The sequence below is a fragment of the Streptomyces phaeochromogenes genome, assembly GCF_001418655.1.
Lineage (GTDB): Bacteria > Actinomycetota > Actinomycetes > Streptomycetales > Streptomycetaceae > Streptomyces > Streptomyces phaeochromogenes.
In genome coordinates, this window is the sequence record NZ_LIQZ01000357.1 from 1 (window position 1) to 16832 (window position 16832).

A 16832-nucleotide genomic window follows, 5' to 3' on the forward strand; every position below is an offset into this window, starting at 1 on the left:
CCATTGTGCCCGTACGGGCACGGCCGGGCCGGGCCCCGGCAAGATCCCCGCCCGGCGCCGCTCCCCCGTGTCACTCGCCTCACACGCCGATCGCCCCGTCGATGCGCTCGCGGAGCAGGTCGGCGTGGCCGTTGTGGCGGGCGTACTCCTCGACCAGGTGGATGAGGACCCAGCGCAGCGACACCGGCCCGCGCCAGGGGTCCTCGCCCACGAGGTCGAGGCCGGACGCCTCGGCGACGAAGCCGTCGGAGAAGGCCACTTCGGCGTGCCAGGCCCGCCAGGCCTCGGCGATCACGGCGGGGTCGGCGGACGCGCCGTCGAAGTCGTCGTCCGGGCACGCCTCCGAGGAGAAGAGCGCGGGCGCGTCCTGCCGGGCCAGTGCCCGCCGGAACCAGCGGCGCTCCATGTCGGCGAGATGCCGGACGAGACCGAGCAGCGAGAGAGTGGAGGGCTCCACGGACCGCCGGGCCAACTCCCCTGTCAGACCTGCGCACTTCATCTCCAGCGTCGCCCGCTGGGCGCCCAGGATGTCGACGAGCAGCGTGCGTTCGTCGGCGGTGGCGGAGGTGCTGAAACGACGGTCGTCGTCCTCGGCGGCGGCGAAAATCTCGGCTCTTCGGCGGGGCTGCTGGGTCGTCATGGTCCCCATCCTCGGCCGCGGCCCGGCACGGGCGCACGCGCGTTTCGGTGACGCGCGCGTGCCTGCGGACACGCGAGTGCCCGCCTCCCGTACGGAACGAGAGGCGGGCACTCACGCCGGCCGCGCCGGAGATCAGCCGACGACCGCGGTCACCGTCCCCGCGCCGACCGTGCGACCGCCCTCGCGGATCGCGAAGCCGAGCCCCGGCTCCAGTGGCACCTCACGCCCCAGCTCGACCGTCATGGTGACGGTGTCGCCGGGCCGCGCGACCGCCCGCTCGCCGAGGTCGACGTCGCCGACGACGTCCGCGGTGCGGATGTAGAACTGCGGCCGGTAGCCGGTGGACACCGGTGTCGTACGGCCGCCCTCGCGCGCCGACAGGACGTACACCTGCGCGGAGAAGCGACGGCTCGGTACGACGCTGTCGGGCGCCGCGACGATGTGTCCGCGGCGCACCGCGTCACGGGGTACGCCGCGCAGCAGCAACGCCACGTTGTCGCCGGCCTGCGCCTCGTCCATGGGCTTGCCGAAGGTCTCCAGGCCGGTGACCACCGTGTCCACGGCGGCGCCGAGCACTTCGACACGGTCGCCCACGCGGACGGTGCCGCGCTCGACGGCTCCCGTGACGACCGTGCCGCGGCCGGTGATGGTGAGCACGTTCTCCACCGGCAACAGGAACGGGGCGTCCAAGTACCGCTCGGGCATGGGCACATACGTGTCCACGGCGTCGAGCAGCGCGCCGATCGCCTCGGTCCACCGGGGGTCGCCCTCCAGCGCCCTGAGTCCGGAGACCCGTACGACCGGGACGGAGTCGCCCCCGTAGCCGTGCGCGGTCAGCAGCTCGCGGACCTCCAGCTCGACGAGGTCCGTCAACTCCTCGTCGCCCGCGTCGGCCTTGTTGAGCGCCACCACGATGTGGTTCACGCCCACCTGCCGGGCGAGCAGCACGTGTTCGGCGGTCTGCGGCATGATCCCGTCGAGCGCGGAGACGACGAGGATCGCCCCGTCGAGCTGCGCGGCCCCGGTGACCATGTTCTTGACGTAGTCGGCGTGGCCCGGCATGTCGACGTGCGCGTAGTGCCGGGTGTCGGTCTCGTACTCGACGTGCGAGATGTTGATGGTGATACCGCGGGCGGCCTCCTCCGGCGCGCGGTCGATCCGGTCGAACGGAACGAACGTGCCGGAGCCGCGCTCGGCGAGGACCTTGGTGATGGCGGCGGTCAGGGTGGTCTTGCCGTGGTCGACATGGCCCATGGTGCCGATGTTGAGATGTGGTTTGGTGCGCACGTATGCCGTCTTGGGCATGGCTGTATACCTCGAAGCCTTCGGTGTCAGCGGAGCTGAGTGATGGCCCCGGCGTCAGAACGGCCGGGACGGGGACCCCGAGGACTTCCCGACCCTCCCCCTGCGGGGTCCGCCGGACGATCCGGGAAGGGTCAGCTTCGGGCGCCGTCTGCGGCGGCCAAGGTGATCAGGACGGCAGCCTTCGGCGCATCCGCGACTGCGGATGCTGCGAGGTGGAAGGCGTACCGGAACATGAGGAGATCATCGCCGACGCGCATGGCCGCGTCGAATGGTTTTTCGCGGCCGTGAGGCGCGCTGAGTGGGGTGTTTCCGCTGGTGTGTGAGGTGCTGATGTTCCAGTGCATGAGGTGCCGGTGATCAGTGCCTCAGGGGCCGACGATCTGGTGCGTCAGGGGCCGACGTTCTTGAGCGCCTCGCGTACGGACAGCGGTGAGAGCCGGTCGCGCTCGCCGGCGACGAAGTCCCGTACCGCCTGAGGATCCGTCTTGGCGTACTCGCGCAGACACCAGCCGATCGCCTTGCGGATGAAGAAGTCGGGGTGCGCGGACTGGCGGACGCAGTACCCGAAGAGGCGATCCGTGTCGGTGGTGTCCTTGTAGCGGAGCTGGTGGAGGAGGGCCGTGCGGGCGACCCACAGGTCGTCGTCCTCGATCCACTCGTCCATGTCGGCCTTCAGCTTCGGGTCGGCCGCCACGAGGCCCCCGACGGCATGGGCGGCGAGCGCGTCGACCGTGTCCCACCAAGAGACCGTGGAGACGAGATGGCGTGCCACGGGCAGGAAGCCGGACGAGAGACGCCTCACATGCCGGCGCAGATAGTCGACGGCGAAGTACTGGTACTCGCGCTCCGGCAGCCGCCAGCAGCGCAGCGCCACCGCCGTGCAGTCGGCCTCGTCCGGGCGGGGTGTTCCGTCGAGGACGGTGCGGGAGAGGACGCGGCGATCGGGCGTGGTCAGGCCCAGGAAAGGCGCGATGTCCTTCATGTACGCGCGCATCTCCCCGGCCCGCCGCGGATCGGCCGCCGCCGCGTAGGTGGCGGTGAGTCGCTCCAGCACGGTGTCCGCGAGGGCGCTGCGCGGCAGCTCCAAGTGGCCATCTGACGTTCCGGAAGCTGTGACGCCCATGAGACGAACCATACGGCGATCACACACATCGGTCAGTTAGTGTCACCGGATGCTCGATGCCACCACCCGCTCTGGGGGCACCGCCACGGCCGCTCCCCCGGTCCCCGCAACGGAACTCGTCCCCACCGAGTTCACCATCGCGCCAAGAGGTCTGAGCGCCCGCTGCACGAGAGCACTGCTCTCTCCGTGGTCCCGGCTCTCGCTGCTGGTGACGCTGCTGGTGTCGGCGGGCGCGACGGTGCTGCTGTTCGAGCCCCAGAAGCTGCTGGCCGACGGCTGGCCGCCCCAGCTGAACGGGGCGGCGGCGTCCGTGGTCTTCGCGGTGGCGTACGGGCTGTGCACGGTCGCGTTCGTGCCCCGGCCGCTCCTCAATCTGGCGGCGGGCGCCCTGTTCGGCTCGCAGCTCGGGCTCGGGGCCTCGCTCGCGGGTACGGTGCTCGGGGCCGGGATCGCCTTCGGGCTGGGCCGGATACTCGGGCAGGACGCGCTGCGACCACTGCTCCGGGGCCGCTGGCTGAAGGCGGCGGACGGCCAGCTCAGCCGCCACGGATTCCGCTCGATGATGGCCGCGCGGCTCTTCCCGGGCGTGCCGTTCTGGGCCGCGAACTACTGCGCGTCCGTCTCCCGCATGGGCTGGTTCCCCTTCCTCCTCGCCACGGGCCTCGGCTCCATCCCCAACACCGCCGCGTACGTCGTCGCCGGCGCCCAGGCCTCGACCCCGACGTCCCCCGCCTTCCTGATCGCCATGGCCTTCATCGCCCTCCCCGCCCTCGCGGGAGCGATCATCGCCTGGCGCAAACGCCACCACTTCCGGGACCGCTGAGCCGGGCTCCCCCGGGGTCTGCCCCGGGGGACCTCCAGCCACGCCGCGAGGCCGCCGGCCGGCCGGGCCGCCGTCCGCCTGGCTGCCCAGGACCGGCGACACACGAGACGCCACACACCGTCTACAGCCCCTCCAGCACCATCGCGTTCGCCAGGCCGCCCGCCTCGCACATGGTCTGGAGGGCGTAGCGGGCGCCGCGTGCCCGCATCGCGTGGACGAGTGTGGTCGTGAGGCGTGTGCCGCTCGCGCCGAGCGGGTGGCCGATGGCTATCGCGCCGCCGTGGACGTTGACCTTGGAGAGGTCGGCGCCCGTCTCCTGCCGCCAGGCGAGGACGACGCTGGAGAAGGCTTCGTTCACCTCGAAGAGGTCGATGTCGTCGAGGGTGAGCGAGGCCTTGCGGAGCACCTTCTCCGTGGCGGGGACGACACCGGTGAGCATCAGCAGCGGGTCGGACCCGGTGACGGCGAAGCTGTGCAGCCGCGCAAGGGGCCGCAGGCCGAGCCGGGCAGCGGTCTCGCTGGACGTGATGAGCACGGCGGAGGCGCCGTCGTTGACGGGGCTGGCGTTGCCCGCGGTGACGTTCCAGTCGATCTGCGGGAAGCGCTCGCCGAAGGCCGGGTCGTAGTAGGCGGGCTTCAGACCGGCCAGGACCTCCGTGCTGCTGCCGGGCCGGACGCACTCGTCCCGCGTCACAACGTCGAGAGGCGCGACCTCGTCGCCGAACAGCCCGCCTTCCCACGCCGCCGCGGCCTTCCGGTGCGACTCCACCGCGAAGGCGTCCATCTCCTCGCGCGAGAGCGACCACTTGGCCGCGATCAGCTCGGCACTGATCCCCTGCGGAATGAGCCCCTCGGGGTACCGCTCGGCGACCCCGGGCCCGAACGGGTCCTTGCCCTCCGGCACGTTCGACCACATCGGCACGCGGCTCATGGACTCCACGCCACAGGCCACGACCAGGTCGTACGCCCCGGAGATGACGCCCTGCGCCGCGAAGTGCACCGCCTGCTGGGAGGAGCCGCACTGGCGGTCCACCGTCGTCGCGGGCACCGACTCGGGGAAACCCGCCGAGAGGACCGCGTACCGCGTGGTGTTCATGGCCTGCTCGCCGACCTGGTCGACCGTCCCGCCGATCACGTCGTCGATCAGCGCGGGATCGACGCCGGAGCGCTCGACGAGCGTACGGAGGGTGTGGGCGAGGAGTTCCACGGGATGGACGTGGGCGAGCGAGCCGTTCGGCCTGCCCTTGCCGATCGGAGTGCGTACGGCTTCGACGATGACTGCGTCACGCATGGTCCGGCCCCTCGAAGTCAAAGGGTTTGCTTTCCAAACCCACTAAGTGACTCCACGGTAACCCAGTGGGTTGGAATAACCAACCCACCCCCATAGACTGGTTCGCATGAAGGACGCCCGCCCCTGCTCGATCGCCGACACCCTCGCGCTCGTCGGCGAGAAGTACTCCCTGCTCGTCCTGCGCGAGGTGACCCTGGGCGCCACGCGGTTCGACCAGCTGGTCCGCAACATCGGCGCCCCGCGCGACGTGCTGACGAGCCGCCTGAAGCGGCTGGTGGACGCCGGTGTGCTGGAGAAGGTCGCGTACAGCGAGAAGCCGCCGCGCTTCGAGTACCGGCCGACGCGGGCCGGTCTGGAGCTGGAGCCCGTGCTCCTCACGCTCATGGCGTGGGGCGACCGCCATCTCAACGACGGCGATCGCCCCATGGTGCTCGAACACGTCGGCGGCCCCGGACACACGGGCGGCCACGAACTGGTCCCGGTCGTCACCTGCGCCGAATGCGGCGAGGCGGTCCGGCACGACGACCTGACGGCCCACCCGCAGACCCCGGGGTGGACGGCGACGGGGCCCGCGGCGGCGTAGCCCGAACACCGCCGCTCACATTCCCAGCCGAAACGGGAAGCACGCCCCCGGCGGAGCTGGAAGCACGTCCGCGCCGGAACCGGAAGCCCGTCCCTTGCCGAGCCGGAAGCCTGCCCCGGCCCGGAACCGGTGCTACGCCCCCCGGTACACGTCGAGCCGCCCGCACATCCCGAACTTCCCGTACGCGGACGGCTGTTCGGCCCGCACGACGGCGTCGGCGAGGTGGGACACGTCCCCCCGCTCCAGCCGGTCGAGCTGCTCCCCGGTCGCCGCGGCAGCCGCCTCGGCCCCCCGCCGCCACCGCTCACGCCACTCGGCGAGCCGGGGGCGTACGAGCTCGGCGGCGGCCCGCTGGAACGCGGCGAGCGGCTCGGGCCCGTCCGCCTCGCGCAGCGCCCCGTAGCCCTCCAGGGCGAGGTCCCGCCGGGCGCGGGCGAACCGCTCCTTCTCCTCCTCGGGCGCGTCCGCCGGGATGACGGTCGCGGCGGCGTACGTCTCCGGGTCGGTCAGATACTTCGGCGGCAGGGTGAGCACCGCGTCCCCGGCCTCCGGAAGCCCGCTGTTCTGCATGAGGACGGTGATGCGCAGATCGTCCTCGTTGACCAGCCGGTGGATCGTGCCGGGCGTGAACCAGGCCACCGTGCCGGGCGCGAGCGGCGTGACCTCGTACCCGGACGTGGTCAGGGTCTGCACCGCGCCCCGCCCGCCGGTGACGACGTACGCCTCCGAACAGGTCAGGTGCAGATGGGGAGTTCCGCCGCACACCCCGTCGTCGGCGGGCCAGTCGTAGACCGACAGGTGCGAGACGGCGACGCCTCCGGGGAGCCCGGCGAATCCGGTCGAGTCGGGGCCCGCGCTCACCACGGGTGCACCGCCAGGTACTTGGCGATCTCCTCGCGCTCCCAGGCACCGTCGGCGACGACGACACGGTAACGGCGGGTGAGGGTCTCGCCGGGTGCGAGCTCCAGCTCGTCGAAGAAGGCGAAGGAGGGGGCGACGGCGGCGAACGGCTCGTTGCGGACGAACCAGTGGGCGGGGTGTGAACCGCCCTCGCCGGTGTGGTCGTTCTCGGGGGCGTGCGCGAAGACGAGCGTCGCGTACCCGTCGGCGACGTCGTGCTCCGCGGAGTACGCGAGCCAGGGCGCCTGCTCACCCATCAGGTCGGGACCCTCGCCGTCGGGCCCGATGATCCGGCCGTCCCGGAAACCGCGGGGGCCGCGCCAGAACAGGCCCGTGTAGCCGGCCATCTCCCGCCCGGCCGTCGTGGGGCTGCCGAATCGCAGGGGTTCGTCACGGCGGTTGGTGACGGAGGTCGAAAAGGTCAGCGCCCACGATCCGGACACCGGGTCCACGTCGTGCACCTCGACGCGGCGCTCCTCGTCCGCCCAGAGCGAGCCGTCGTACGGATGCCAGGTGAGCCGCTCGGCGATGACCACGCGGTCGCTGTCGGCGCGCACCTCGTCGAACTTGACGTGTGTCATCGACCCGACACGCTCAGGGAGTTCGAGATACCCCTCTCCGTGAACGTATGTGTTGCCGCCCCACAGGTTCGCCCCCGACAGATGCGAGGCGGTCATCTGCAGACCCTTGTGCCAGCGGTGATCGTTGGGCCGGTAGTCCGTGACAACGTTGCCCGCGAGCGTCCTGAGCGGGTGCAGATACGGTTTAGGGGCCTCCCAGGCCGCCTCGGGGCCGTACACGTAGCTCAACAGGTCGACACCGGTGGTGGGTTCGGTGATCGTGATGCGGTCGCCGTGGGCGTGGACGATGCGCAGGCCGTCGTGTGCGGTCATGCCGATGCCTCCTCGTGCGTCGTGGGTGCCCAGCCGGGCGCGCCGCCGTGCAGGGCGGTGTAGTAGGGGTCGCCGGGCCCGATCTCACCGGCGCGGACGGTGACGTCCGTGAACGCCGACTTGTAGAGCGCGGTGATCAGCTCCAGGCTGGTGCGCCCGTCGGCGCCGCTGCTGCGCGGCCGTTCGCCCGCGCGCATGCTCGCGACCAGGTCACGCAGCTGGGCCAGGTGCGAACTCGGCACGTCGGGGCCGAAGTCCTGCCAGGCCGCCACGTCCTCGACGGGCGCGTCCGGTGCCGGGGTGATGCGCCAGTTCTCGTTGCTGTGCCCGTAGAGATGGGTGAGTTCGACCGTCGCGTGCTCGCAGTCGATGCGGATCCGGCTGACCTCGTCCGGGCTGAGCACGCTGTTGACCACGGTCGCGAGCGCGCCGCTCTCGAAGCGGACGAGCGCGGTCGAGACGTCCTCCGTCTGCACGTCGTGCACCAGACGCCCGGCCATGGCCCGCACCTCGCTCCACGGCCCGAGCAGGTCGAGCAGCAGGTCCATCTGGTGGATGCCGTGTCCCATGGCGGGCCCCCCGCCCTCGGTCTCCCACTTTCCGCGCCAGGGCACGGCGTAGTAGGCGGCGTTGCGGTACCAGGTGGTCTGGCAGTGCGCCACGAGGGGCCGCCCCATGGCCCCGTCGGCGATGAGACGCCGTACGTGCCGGGCGCCCGAGCCGAACCGGTGCTGGAAGACGATGGAGGCATACGGACCGCTCTCGGTCCCCTCCTCCGTCTCCACGGCGTCGAAGTCGGCGAGGGTCGGCACGGGCGGCTTCTCGCACCACACCCAGGCGCCGGCGCGCAGGGCGGCGACGGTCTGGTCGCGGTGGAGGGTCGGCGGGGTGCAGATGGAGACGAGGTCCGGGCGCTGTTCGGCCAGCATCCGGTCGAGATCGGTGTAGCCGTGCGGAACACCGCCGTCCGCGCAGAAGCGCTTGACCGCTTCGGCGTCGATGTCGACCGCGGCGACGATCTCCACCTCGCCCTCGGCGGCGAGCGCGGCGAGCGCGGGCAGATGACTGCCGGAAGCGATGGCTCCGGTGCCGATGACGGCGGCCTTGATCCGCCGGCCCTCGAACGGAACGGGCGGCCTGCTCTCGCGCTCGGTGCTCTCGTACTGGTTGCTCGGGTGCTCGATGTCCTCGTGCTCGGTCGTCTTGCTGGTGGTGGCGTCGCGTGAGGTACGCATGGACGTGATCAGCACTCCATCGGACGTGACGGCGGTTCTGGCGGACGCCTGCCCTCCCCGGTGGCCACGAGATGGCCATCGATGGCAGCAAGCGCTTTCACTCCTCGCGGAAACGTAAGCGGCGGCATCGCGGCGGGTCAACACCCTGGTCACCGTGGCGGGGTCCTGGACGGGGAGGCCCTGTCGTCACGCGTTCCCCGAGGGGCGCTACGCTGCCCCGGGCGCGCCTGATCACCGCAGACGACAACACGGCACGTCCGTCCGGCCATTCGCTCCGCTCCCGCCATCAGCACTTGGATCACGTAACTTCATGTCTTGGTTTGAATCCCTCATCCTCGGACTCGTCCAGGGGCTGACCGAGTTCCTTCCCGTCTCCTCCAGCGCGCACCTGCGGCTGACCGCGGCGTTCGCGGGCTGGGAGGACCCGGGAGCGGCCTTCACCGCGATCACCCAGATCGGCACGGAGACGGCGGTACTGATCTATTTCCGCAAGGACATCGCCCGGATCATCTCGGCGTGGTTCCGCTCGCTCACGAACAAGGCGATGCGGAGTGATCACGACGCGCAGATGGGCTGGCTCGTGATCATCGGGTCGATTCCGATCGGTGTGCTGGGCGTCACCCTCAAGGACCAGATCGAGGGGCCGTTCCGCGATCTGCGCATCACCGCGACGACGTTGATCGTGATGGGCATCATCCTCGGCGTCGCCGACCGGCTCGCGGCACGTGACGAGACGGGCGGGAAGCACCGGGCCGCGAGGGAGCGCAAGTCGCTCAAGGACCTGAGCGTGAAGGACGGCCTGATCTACGGCGTCTGCCAGGCGATGGCCCTCGTCCCCGGCGTCTCCCGCTCCGGCGCCACCATCAGCGGCGGCCTCCTCATGGGCTACACGCGAGAGGCGGCGGCCCGCTACTCGTTCCTGCTCGCCATCCCGGCTGTCCTCGCCTCCGGCGCCTTCGAGCTGAAGGACGCGAGCGAGGGCGGCCATGTCTCGTGGGGCCCCACGGTCTTCGCGACGATCATTGCTTTCCTGGTGGGTTACGCCGTTATCGCCTGGTTCATGAAGTTCATCACGACCAAGAGCTTCATGCCGTTCGTCTACTACCGCATCCTGCTCGGCATCCTGATCATCGTGCTGGTCAGCATGGGCGCGCTGAGCCCGCACGCGGCCGAGTCGGCGGGCTGACGGCCGCCGTACTCGCAGACGCTCCCGACATGACCGAGCCGCCCGCCTGATTTCCCCCGTGGCGGGCGGCTCGTGCTCGGTGTCCAGAGGTCTGACTCGGCGGCGGCGACGTAAGTGTCCTCGGCCGCTGGACGACACCGGCTCGCGCCGGCGACGGGATTCGAACCCGCGTCTCTCTCTTGAGAGGAGAAGTAGCCGCTGCCTTCGCACCTGGACGTGAACCACCGTAGCGGGGCGGGCTGTTGGGGGCACTCGATTATCGGCGGGGTGCCGCGGCGGCTGCTTGGGAGGTTCTACGGCTACCCGCTGGGTTCCACGGCTGTCCGCGGGGTTCGTGGCCCCGGTCCGGCTCACTCCCCCGGGAACGCCCGTGCCCACGGCTCCTGTTCGATCTCCATCCCGTTGGCCACGTACGCGATGGTGCGGTACCAGCCCGCCAGGACCAGGAACTCCAGAGCTTCGAGTTCGTCGAGGTGAGCCCGGAGAGCGGTCCAGGCATCGTCCGACAGGCGGGCCGTGTCGTGGAGTTCGTCCACGGCCCGGAGCAGGGCGCCCTGGCGTGGCGTCCAGGCCGGATCGGCCGAGGTCCCGGTCACGGTCAGGGGAATCCGCTCCTCCCCCAGACCGGAAACCTCGGCGTACGCGGCCATGTGGACGCCCCACTCGTACACGCAGCCGCAGCGGGCGGCGACCCTGGCGATGACCAACTCGCGGTCGGCGTCGGAGAGCCGGCCGTGGACGAGCAGGCCCGCGCCGAGGGTCCGCATACGGGAGGCGAGGTCGGGGTGGCGTTGCAGGACCTTGAAGAGCATCAGGGGTTCCTGGGTGACGCCGGGCGGCATCCAGCGACGCAACTCGCGTTCGGATTCGGGGTCATAGGGCGGCGTGATGCCGTCGATGCGTTGCTTCATGCCTTGCGACTCTTGCGCTTCTGAAATCGAAGCGCAAGAGTGGGAACGCAAAGGAAGTCATCGGTAGTTGTCAGGCAACCGACGAGGAGGGAAGGCATCTTGGGCACGGCACCCCGTCCCGGCCGGCCCGTGCGCGGTTCGGCCACCGGTCGTCCCGTCATGGCCGCGCTGGACCTGCTGGGCCGCCGCTGGATGCTCCGCGTGATCTGGGAACTCCACCGGAGCGGTGCGCCGATCGGCTTCCGCGACCTCCAGCGCCGCTGTGACGCCATGTCGTCCAGCGTCCTGTCCGCCCGTCTCACCGACCTCCGCGAGGCAGGGATCGCGGCGCCCACGGACGAGACGACCTGGCGCCTCACTCCCCTCGGCGAAGACCTCGTGACAGCGATGGGGCCGCTGCTCGACTGGTCCCGCACCTGGGCCGACCAGCGGTGACACGGAACGGCGGCCAGCCATTTTCCCCAACCCATCGCCCCTCAAACGTTTTTGGCGTGACCAACCACATACTGCATGGGTAGCCGTTTGGTAGCGCACTGTCAGTCCTTGGCCCTACGCTTGTGCGCATGTCCCCCAATTCCGTGAGCCCTGGTTCCGCGCGGTCTGCCGCCGTGCTGAATGAGCAGATCCGCGCGTTATGGATACGCGCAGGCGGTTCCCTGTCGGCCCAGGAGAGGGCCGAGTACGAACTGCTGGTCGTGCAGTGGGCCGCGGCGATACGTCACGAGGTCATCGAGGCGGCGTGAGGCCCGTCGAGTGATGTCCGTGGCGTGATGCCCATGGCGTGAGGGCTTCCTGGGCGTGCGGGCCCGACCGGCGCGCCGCGGCAGCCGGTCGCACCGGCCACCCCGCCGGAGCCCTCGGCCTCACCGACCCCCTGCCACCCGCAGCACCGCTCCCGTCGCGTACGACGACTCCGGTGACAGCAGCCACGCCACGGCCGCCGCGACCTCCGCCGGATCCCCCGGCCGCCCGAGCGGAATCGACGGCGCAAGGCGGGCCGGGCGGTCCGGATCACCCATCGCCGCATGCATCTCCGTGTCGATGAGGCCCGGGGCGACGGCGTTGACGCGGATGCCGTCGGGGCCGAGTTCCTTCGAGAGGCCCACCGTCAGCGCGTCGACCGCCGCCTTGGTGGCCGCGTAGTGGACGTACTCCCCAGGACTGCCGAGCGTGGCCGCCGCCGACGACACGTTCACGATGGCGCCGGCGCCCCTGAGCGCCATGTCGCGCGCCGCCCGGCGCGAACACAGCAGCGTGCCCAGGAGGTTGACCTCCACGACCCGGCGCAGTTCGGCGGTGTCCGTGTCGGCGAGCCGGCCGAGCGGGCCGGTCACGCCGGCGTTGTTCACCAGGCCCGTCACCGCCCCGAGCCGCTCGGCCGCCGTGTCGAAGAGCCGCTCGACGTCCGCCTCGTCCGAGGTGTCCGCGCGTACCGTCACGCATCGCGCCCCGGTCTCGCGTACGGCGGTAGCGGTCCGCTCAGCGGCCTCGTCGTCGCGCGCGTACCCGACCACCAGGTCGTGACCGTCCACCGCCAGCCGCAGGCAGGTCGCGGCGCCGATCCCCCGACTACCACCCGTGACGACCGTGACGGGACGAGACAGACGAGGCATGTGCACTCCTTCGTGATCGGTAATCCATGGTCCGCGGTCCGTGGTCCCGCCCGCGTCGGAACGGGACGGGACAGGACAGCTGATCGTCTCCCGGGACCGGGTTCGTACGTCCATACGGCGCACGACCGGTGAATATCACTGCACGCCCCTTGGCTCGGACCTCCCCGTGGCCAACACTGAGCCGATGACGCAGCGCGTGGAACTGGCTACGGTAATGGACCGGCTCGCGGTCGACGGACTGGTCACCGAGTACGCGGTGGCGGTCGACGACGGGGACTGGGAGGCGTACCGCGGACTGTTCGCGCCGGACGGGCGGGCGGACTACCGGTCGGCGGGCGGCATCGAGGGGGACGCGGGGCAGATCGCCGGATGGCTCGCGCAGACCATGGAGCTGTTCCCGATGCGGCAGCATCTGATCGTCAACCGGCGGGTGCGGTTCGGGGCACTGGAGCAGGACACGGGCGACACGGCCCGGATCCAGGCGGACTACGTCAACCCGATGCGGTTCGCGGGAGACGACGGCGGGTCCACCGAGCCCGACTTCGTGTGCGGCGGCCGGTACGACTTCGGGCTGGTACGGACGTACAACGGCTGGCGGCTCCGTGAGGTGGTCGTCCACGAGAAGTGGCGCCGGGTCACGCAGGCGCAGCAGGAACCCGCCGCCCATTGAGCCCGCGGTCGGCCTGTTCGCGCCTGCCCACCTGAGTGGATCGCCCCCTTACGTAGATCGTCCCCGTGCGCGCACACTGGAGTCACGCACCGTGCTTCGGGGGTCGAGGGAGGCGCTGCATGAAGCTGTCCGCCGCTGACTGGCGCCGACGCCTCGGCTCCCCCTGGTGGCGCGGCGCCGCGGCCGTGCTCGCCGGTGCGCTGCCGATGCTGAGCTTCCCGGCGCCGTCCCTGTGGTGGTTCGCGTATGTGGCGCTGGTGCCGTGGATCCTGCTCGTCCGCTCGGCTCCGACGGCCCGGCGGGCGGCGTACGACGGCTGGCTCGGCGGGCTCGGTTTCATGCTGGCCGTGCACCACTGGCTGCTGCCGAGCCTGCATGTCTTCACCGTCGTGATAGCGGCGCTGCTCGGCGCGCTCTGGGCACCGTGGGGCTGGCTGACCCGCAGGTTCCTGGCCGGTGTGCCCTCGGCGGGCCAGGTCGTCGCCGCCCTGTTCGTGCTGCCCTCGGCCTGGCTGATGGTCGAACTCGTACGCTCCTGGGAGGGGTTGGGCGGTCCCTGGGGGCTGCTCGGTTCGAGTCAGTGGGACGTGGAGCCCGCGCTGCGGCTGGCCTCGGTCGGCGGAGTGTGGCTGCTGAGCTTCCTGCTCGTCGCCGTGAACGTCGCGGTCGCCGTCCTCGTCGCCGTACGGCAGTCCCGCGTCCCCGCGATCGCCGGGCTGGTGGCGACGGCCGCGGCCACCTCGGCGGCCTGGGCGTGGTCGCCACGGCCGGACGTCGACGACCGGGTCCGGATCGCCGTCGTACAGCCCGGCGTGATCGACGGCGTCGGCGGCGCGGAGAAGCGGTTCGCGCGCGAGGAGGCGCTCACCCGGCAGCTGGCCGGGCAGGACGTGGACCTCGTGGTGTGGGGCGAGAGCAGTGTCGGCTTCGACCTCGCCGACCGGCCCGACCTCGCGAACCGGCTCGCCGCGCTCTCCCGCCAGGTGGACGCGGACATCCTGGTCAACGTGGACGCGCGCCGCTCCGACCGGCCCGGCATATACAAGAGTTCGGTGCTCGTGGGTCCCGAGGGCCCGACCGGCGACCGCTACGACAAGATGCGGCTCGTGCCCTTCGGCGAGTACGTCCCGGCCCGCTCCCTCCTCGGCTGGGCCACGTCCGTGGGCAAGGCGGCGGGCGAGGACCGGATGCGCGGAACCGGGCAGGTGGTGATGAACGTCGGGGACGGACTGCGGATCGGCCCGATGGTCTGCTTCGAGTCGGCGTTCCCCGACATGAGCCGTCATCTCGCCCGGGACGGCGCCGAGTTGCTGCTCGCCCAGTCGGCGACGTCGTCGTTCCAGCAGAGCTGGGCGCCCGAGCAGCACGCGTCGCTGGCGGCGCTGCGGGCCGCCGAGACGGGCCGGCCGATGGTCCACGCGACGCTCACCGGCGTCTCCGCGGTCTACGGCCCGAGCGGTGAGCGCGTCGGCTCCTGGCTCGGCACCGATGCCAGCGCCTCCGAGGTGTACGACGTACCGCTGGCACACGGTGTCACCCCGTACGCGCGGTTCGGCGAGTGGCCGGTGTACGCGGCGCTGCTGATCCTGGCCGCCCTGGGCGCCACGGAGGGTGCCCGGTCGTTGCGGGTCAGGCGGGCCGGTCCGTCACCGCGCGTACCACCCGCTCGCACAGCTCATGAGTCGCCAGCGCGTCCCGGGCGCTGAGCACCTTGCCCGCGCGCACCGCGTCGAGGAACGCGAGCACGACCTGCTCGATCCCGCGCTGCCGGGCCACCGGCACCCAGTCGCCGCGTCGGCGTATCGTCGGCTGGCCCTTGTGGTCGATGACCTCGGCAAGGTTGACGACCTGACGCTTGGTGTCCTGCCCGGAGACTTCGAGGATCTCCTCGTTCGAGCCGCTCAGCCGGTTCATCACGCCGAGCGCCGTGAACCCCTCGCCGGCGAGCTGGAGCACGACGTGGTGCAGCAGTCCGTCCTCGACCCGGGCCCGCACGGTCACGTCGTCGACCGGCCCCGGCGCCAGGAACCGCAGGGTGTCCACGACATGGATGAAGTCGTCGAGGATCATCGTGCGGGGCTGTTCCGGCAGGCCGATGCGGTTCTTCTGCATCAGGATGAGCTCGCGCGGGTGGTCGGCGCACTGCGCGTACCCGGGTGCGTAGCGCCGGTTGAAGCCGACGGCCAGGCTGGTGTTCCGCTCCTCCGCGAGCTTCACCAGTCGTTCGGAGTCGGCGAGTTCGTACGCGATCGGCTTGTCGACATACGTGGCCACGCCCGCTTCGAGGAGACAGGTCACGATCTCGGGGTGCGCCTGTGTCGGCGCGTGCACGAACGCCGCGTCGAGGTCCTGCGCGAGCAGTTCGGAGAGGTCGGTGTGACGCTGCCCGTCCGGCAGGTGGAGGCTGTCCGCGACCCTGGCGAGAGTGGCGGGCGTCCGCGTGTGCACATGCAGTTCGAGCCCCGGCCGGGTGGCGAGCACCGGCAGATATGCCTTCTGCGCGATGTCTCCGAGTCCGATGCAGCCGACCTTCACAGGGGTCTCCTCCGGGGAACCGACATGTCCAGGGCGTGCGCACCCGTGTCTCCTCGGAAGCATACGGCGCCTGCGGCGGCCGGAGCTGTGGAGGTCCTGGACGGCATGCTGCGGAGCTGATCGCTCACGCCGTCGGCACGGCCTAGAAAGGGTTAGGCCGTCGGTCGGCCCTCCGCGATGATGCGGGCATGACCATGGAACGCAGTGAACCCGCGATCGATGCCGGCGAACGAGCCATGCTGGAGGGCTGGCTCGACTATCACCGCGAAACCCTCGCGTGGAAGTGCCAGGACCTGGACGACGCCCAGCTCAGGACCGCCTCGGTGCCGCCGTCCGAGCTCTCCCTGATGGGGCTCGTCCGGCACATGGCGGAGGTGGAGCGGAGCTGGTTCCGCAGAGTGCTGGCCGGCGACGATGCCGGCCCGATCTACTACAGCGACGAGGACCGCGACGGCGAGTTCCACCTCACCAAGAACGACACCTGGGAGGAGGCGTACGGCACCTGGCAGCGGGAGATCGAGGCCGCCCGGCAGAACGCGGCGCGCTTCGCGCTCGACGACCTGTCCGACGGCAGGAGCAGGTTCACCGACAAGCCCTTCAACCTGCGGTGGATCTACACCCACATGATCGAGGAGTACGCGCGCCACAACGGTCACGCCGACCTGATCCGCGAGCGGATCGACGGGGTCACGGGCGACTGACGTACGCGCGGGTCGACGGGGTCCCGGGCGGCCGAGGCGCGTACGGGTCGCCGGGGCCGTTGGTCGTCAGGCCCGGCTGCCGGGGCTCGGGCGTCGGTCGTTCACCCATGCGGGGCATCCTCCGCTTGTCAGCTCCCCAAATGGGGGCGGACACAGCAGAGTTGCGCGGGTGCATCGAACCGCGACCACCGCAACGCTCCTGGTCACCGTGGCCGTCTCGGCCGTCTCCGGCTGCGTGACCGTCCAGCGACCGCTCGCTCCCGGCGCCCCGTCCGCGCCCCCTCCGGCCTCGGAGCCCCACCCGGACGGCAGGGCCGAGCCCCAGATCGTGCAGGCGCCGGCCCGGGAGGCCCTGGAGATGATCGGCCCGTCCCGGCGGCCTTCGGCACCCGCGTCCACACCCCGCCGTACGGCCCCTTCGGC

20 protein-coding genes, 1 tRNA gene and 1 pseudogene are annotated in these 16832 nt (G+C 71.2%); 9 read left to right on the forward strand and 13 right to left on the reverse strand.

Features of this window, described 5'->3' with window-relative positions:
* Nucleotides 1-79 precede the first annotated feature (79 nt).
* The 4 genes from AOK17_RS37690 to AOK17_RS37705 form a co-directional block, all read right to left on the reverse strand.
* The gene (locus AOK17_RS37690) at nt 80-640 is read right to left on the reverse strand and encodes a DinB family protein (RefSeq protein WP_055617113.1); all 561 of its coding nucleotides are present in this window, start codon (nt 638-640) and stop codon (nt 80-82) included.
* Between the two features lie 132 nt (nt 641-772).
* Nucleotides 773-1945: an elongation factor Tu gene (tuf, locus tag AOK17_RS37695; RefSeq protein ID WP_055617114.1), complete on the reverse strand. Its 1173-nt coding sequence runs from the start codon at nt 1943-1945 to the stop codon at nt 773-775.
* Nucleotides 1946-2076: 131 nt separating this feature from the next.
* Nucleotides 2077-2289, reverse strand: coding sequence for a hypothetical protein (locus tag AOK17_RS37700; protein WP_055617115.1), 213 nt, complete (start codon nt 2287-2289; stop codon nt 2077-2079).
* Nucleotides 2290-2333: 44 nt separating this feature from the next.
* Nucleotides 2334-3068 carry a DNA alkylation repair protein gene (locus AOK17_RS37705; protein ID WP_055617116.1) on the reverse strand — a complete coding sequence of 245 codons (735 nt, stop codon included), beginning with the start codon at nt 3066-3068 and terminating at the stop codon, nt 2334-2336.
* A 49-nt stretch (nt 3069-3117) separates the two neighbouring features.
* Here AOK17_RS37705 and AOK17_RS37710 point away from each other — a divergent pair, with 49 nt between their 5' ends.
* The gene (locus AOK17_RS37710; RefSeq protein ID WP_055617117.1) at nt 3118-3891 is read left to right on the forward strand and encodes a TVP38/TMEM64 family protein; all 774 of its coding nucleotides are present in this window, start codon (nt 3118-3120) and stop codon (nt 3889-3891) included.
* Nucleotides 3892-4012: 121 nt separating this feature from the next.
* Here AOK17_RS37710 and AOK17_RS37715 read toward each other — a convergent pair whose 3' ends face one another.
* The gene (locus AOK17_RS37715; RefSeq protein WP_055617118.1) at nt 4013-5182 is read right to left on the reverse strand and encodes a thiolase family protein; all 1170 of its coding nucleotides are present in this window, start codon (nt 5180-5182) and stop codon (nt 4013-4015) included.
* Nucleotides 5183-5288: 106 nt separating this feature from the next.
* Between AOK17_RS37715 and AOK17_RS37720 the strand changes: the two genes are divergently transcribed.
* Complete coding sequence (locus AOK17_RS37720; RefSeq protein WP_055617119.1) at nt 5289-5765, forward strand: winged helix-turn-helix transcriptional regulator; 477 nt, start codon at nt 5289-5291, stop codon at nt 5763-5765.
* A 132-nt stretch (nt 5766-5897) separates the two neighbouring features.
* Here the strand turns inward: AOK17_RS37720 and AOK17_RS37725 are convergent, their stop codons facing one another.
* Genes AOK17_RS37725 through AOK17_RS37735 form a run of 3 tightly spaced genes read right to left on the reverse strand, consistent with a single transcriptional unit; the run spans nt 5898 to nt 8808 of the window.
* Nucleotides 5898-6626, reverse strand: coding sequence for a cupin domain-containing protein (locus tag AOK17_RS37725; protein ID WP_107102600.1), 729 nt, complete (start codon nt 6624-6626; stop codon nt 5898-5900).
* Nucleotides 6623-7558, reverse strand: coding sequence for a DUF6807 domain-containing protein (locus AOK17_RS37730; protein WP_055617121.1), 936 nt, complete (start codon nt 7556-7558; stop codon nt 6623-6625). Before AOK17_RS37730 ends, AOK17_RS37725 begins: the two co-directional genes overlap by 4 nt.
* The gene (locus AOK17_RS37735; RefSeq protein WP_425424669.1) at nt 7555-8808 is read right to left on the reverse strand and encodes a Gfo/Idh/MocA family protein; all 1254 of its coding nucleotides are present in this window, start codon (nt 8806-8808) and stop codon (nt 7555-7557) included. The genes AOK17_RS37730 and AOK17_RS37735 overlap by 4 nt, the downstream gene beginning before the upstream one ends.
* Before the next feature lie 295 nt (nt 8809-9103).
* Between AOK17_RS37735 and AOK17_RS37740 the strand changes: the two genes are divergently transcribed.
* Complete coding sequence (locus AOK17_RS37740) at nt 9104-9979, forward strand: undecaprenyl-diphosphate phosphatase (protein WP_055617122.1); 876 nt, start codon at nt 9104-9106, stop codon at nt 9977-9979.
* A 148-nt stretch (nt 9980-10127) separates the two neighbouring features.
* Here the strand turns inward: AOK17_RS37740 and AOK17_RS50990 are convergent.
* Both AOK17_RS50990 and AOK17_RS37745 read right to left on the reverse strand, forming a co-directional pair.
* Nucleotides 10128-10187, reverse strand: a tRNA-OTHER gene (locus AOK17_RS50990).
* Between the two features lie 142 nt (nt 10188-10329).
* A complete protein-coding gene (locus tag AOK17_RS37745; RefSeq protein ID WP_055617123.1) occupies nt 10330-10890 on the reverse strand; it encodes a carboxymuconolactone decarboxylase family protein in 561 nt (186 codons plus the stop codon).
* Nucleotides 10891-10986: 96 nt separating this feature from the next.
* Between AOK17_RS37745 and AOK17_RS37750 the strand changes: the two genes are divergently transcribed.
* Both AOK17_RS37750 and AOK17_RS37755 read left to right on the forward strand, forming a co-directional pair.
* Complete coding sequence (locus AOK17_RS37750) at nt 10987-11325, forward strand: winged helix-turn-helix transcriptional regulator (protein WP_055617130.1); 339 nt, start codon at nt 10987-10989, stop codon at nt 11323-11325.
* A 128-nt stretch (nt 11326-11453) separates the two neighbouring features.
* Nucleotides 11454-11633: a hypothetical protein gene (locus AOK17_RS37755; protein WP_055617124.1), complete on the forward strand. Its 180-nt coding sequence runs from the start codon at nt 11454-11456 to the stop codon at nt 11631-11633.
* A 120-nt stretch (nt 11634-11753) separates the two neighbouring features.
* Here the strand turns inward: AOK17_RS37755 and AOK17_RS37760 are convergent, their stop codons facing one another.
* Nucleotides 11754-12494 (reverse strand): SDR family NAD(P)-dependent oxidoreductase, encoded by a 741-nt coding sequence (locus tag AOK17_RS37760; RefSeq protein WP_055617131.1) that lies wholly within the window; start codon nt 12492-12494, stop codon nt 11754-11756.
* Between the two features lie 193 nt (nt 12495-12687).
* On the opposite strand from AOK17_RS37760, the gene AOK17_RS37765 reads away from it, so the two are divergent.
* Together AOK17_RS37765 and lnt are read left to right on the forward strand one after the other, a co-directional pair.
* Nucleotides 12688-13173 (forward strand): nuclear transport factor 2 family protein, encoded by a 486-nt coding sequence (locus tag AOK17_RS37765; protein WP_055617125.1) that lies wholly within the window; start codon nt 12688-12690, stop codon nt 13171-13173.
* Between the two features lie 119 nt (nt 13174-13292).
* Nucleotides 13293-14879, forward strand: a complete 1587-nt coding sequence (gene lnt / locus AOK17_RS37770; RefSeq protein WP_055617126.1) for an apolipoprotein N-acyltransferase — start codon at nt 13293-13295, stop codon at nt 14877-14879.
* On the opposite strand, the gene AOK17_RS37775 is transcribed toward lnt, so the two are convergent.
* Entirely contained in the window at nt 14803-15708 is a 906-nt protein-coding gene (locus AOK17_RS37775) for a Gfo/Idh/MocA family protein (protein ID WP_055617127.1), read from the reverse strand. The two genes, lnt and AOK17_RS37775, sit on opposite strands and share 77 nt — an antisense overlap.
* Before the next feature lie 188 nt (nt 15709-15896).
* Here AOK17_RS37775 and AOK17_RS37780 point away from each other — a divergent pair, with 188 nt between their 5' ends.
* Nucleotides 15897-16409, forward strand: a complete 513-nt coding sequence (locus tag AOK17_RS37780; protein ID WP_055617128.1) for a DinB family protein — start codon at nt 15897-15899, stop codon at nt 16407-16409.
* On the opposite strand, the gene AOK17_RS53690 is transcribed toward AOK17_RS37780, so the two are convergent.
* Nucleotides 16396-16518 carry a hypothetical protein gene (locus AOK17_RS53690; protein WP_281198670.1) on the reverse strand — a complete coding sequence of 41 codons (123 nt, stop codon included), beginning with the start codon at nt 16516-16518 and terminating at the stop codon, nt 16396-16398. The genes AOK17_RS37780 and AOK17_RS53690 overlap by 14 nt on opposite strands.
* A 60-nt stretch (nt 16519-16578) precedes the next feature.
* On the opposite strand from AOK17_RS53690, the pseudogene AOK17_RS49250 reads away from it, so the two are divergent.
* Nucleotides 16579-16832: pseudogene (locus AOK17_RS49250) on the forward strand (hypothetical protein); the annotation flags it as partial.

Coding starts and splice junctions, on each gene's coding strand:
- AOK17_RS37745 (WP_055617123.1), bottom strand. CDS start 10,890: ATGAAGCAACGCATCGACGGCATCACGCCGCCCTATGACCCCGAATCC.
- AOK17_RS37730 (WP_055617121.1), bottom strand. CDS start 7,558: ATGACCGCACACGACGGCCTGCGCATCGTCCACGCCCACGGCGACCGC.
- AOK17_RS53690 (WP_281198670.1), bottom strand. CDS start 16,518: ATGGGTGAACGACCGACGCCCGAGCCCCGGCAGCCGGGCCTGACGACC.
- tuf (WP_055617114.1), bottom strand. CDS start 1,945: ATGCCCAAGACGGCATACGTGCGCACCAAACCACATCTCAACATCGGC.
- AOK17_RS37710 (WP_055617117.1), top strand. CDS start 3,118: ATGCTCGATGCCACCACCCGCTCTGGGGGCACCGCCACGGCCGCTCCC.
- AOK17_RS37765 (WP_055617125.1), top strand. CDS start 12,688: ATGACGCAGCGCGTGGAACTGGCTACGGTAATGGACCGGCTCGCGGTC.
- lnt (WP_055617126.1), top strand. CDS start 13,293: ATGAAGCTGTCCGCCGCTGACTGGCGCCGACGCCTCGGCTCCCCCTGG.
- AOK17_RS37715 (WP_055617118.1), bottom strand. CDS start 5,182: ATGCGTGACGCAGTCATCGTCGAAGCCGTACGCACTCCGATCGGCAAG.
- AOK17_RS37690 (WP_055617113.1), bottom strand. CDS start 640: ATGACGACCCAGCAGCCCCGCCGAAGAGCCGAGATTTTCGCCGCCGCC.
- AOK17_RS37700 (WP_055617115.1), bottom strand. CDS start 2,289: ATGCACTGGAACATCAGCACCTCACACACCAGCGGAAACACCCCACTC.
- AOK17_RS37755 (WP_055617124.1), top strand. CDS start 11,454: ATGTCCCCCAATTCCGTGAGCCCTGGTTCCGCGCGGTCTGCCGCCGTG.
- AOK17_RS37705 (WP_055617116.1), bottom strand. CDS start 3,068: ATGGGCGTCACAGCTTCCGGAACGTCAGATGGCCACTTGGAGCTGCCG.
- AOK17_RS37740 (WP_055617122.1), top strand. CDS start 9,104: ATGTCTTGGTTTGAATCCCTCATCCTCGGACTCGTCCAGGGGCTGACC.
- AOK17_RS37780 (WP_055617128.1), top strand. CDS start 15,897: ATGACCATGGAACGCAGTGAACCCGCGATCGATGCCGGCGAACGAGCC.
- AOK17_RS37720 (WP_055617119.1), top strand. CDS start 5,289: ATGAAGGACGCCCGCCCCTGCTCGATCGCCGACACCCTCGCGCTCGTC.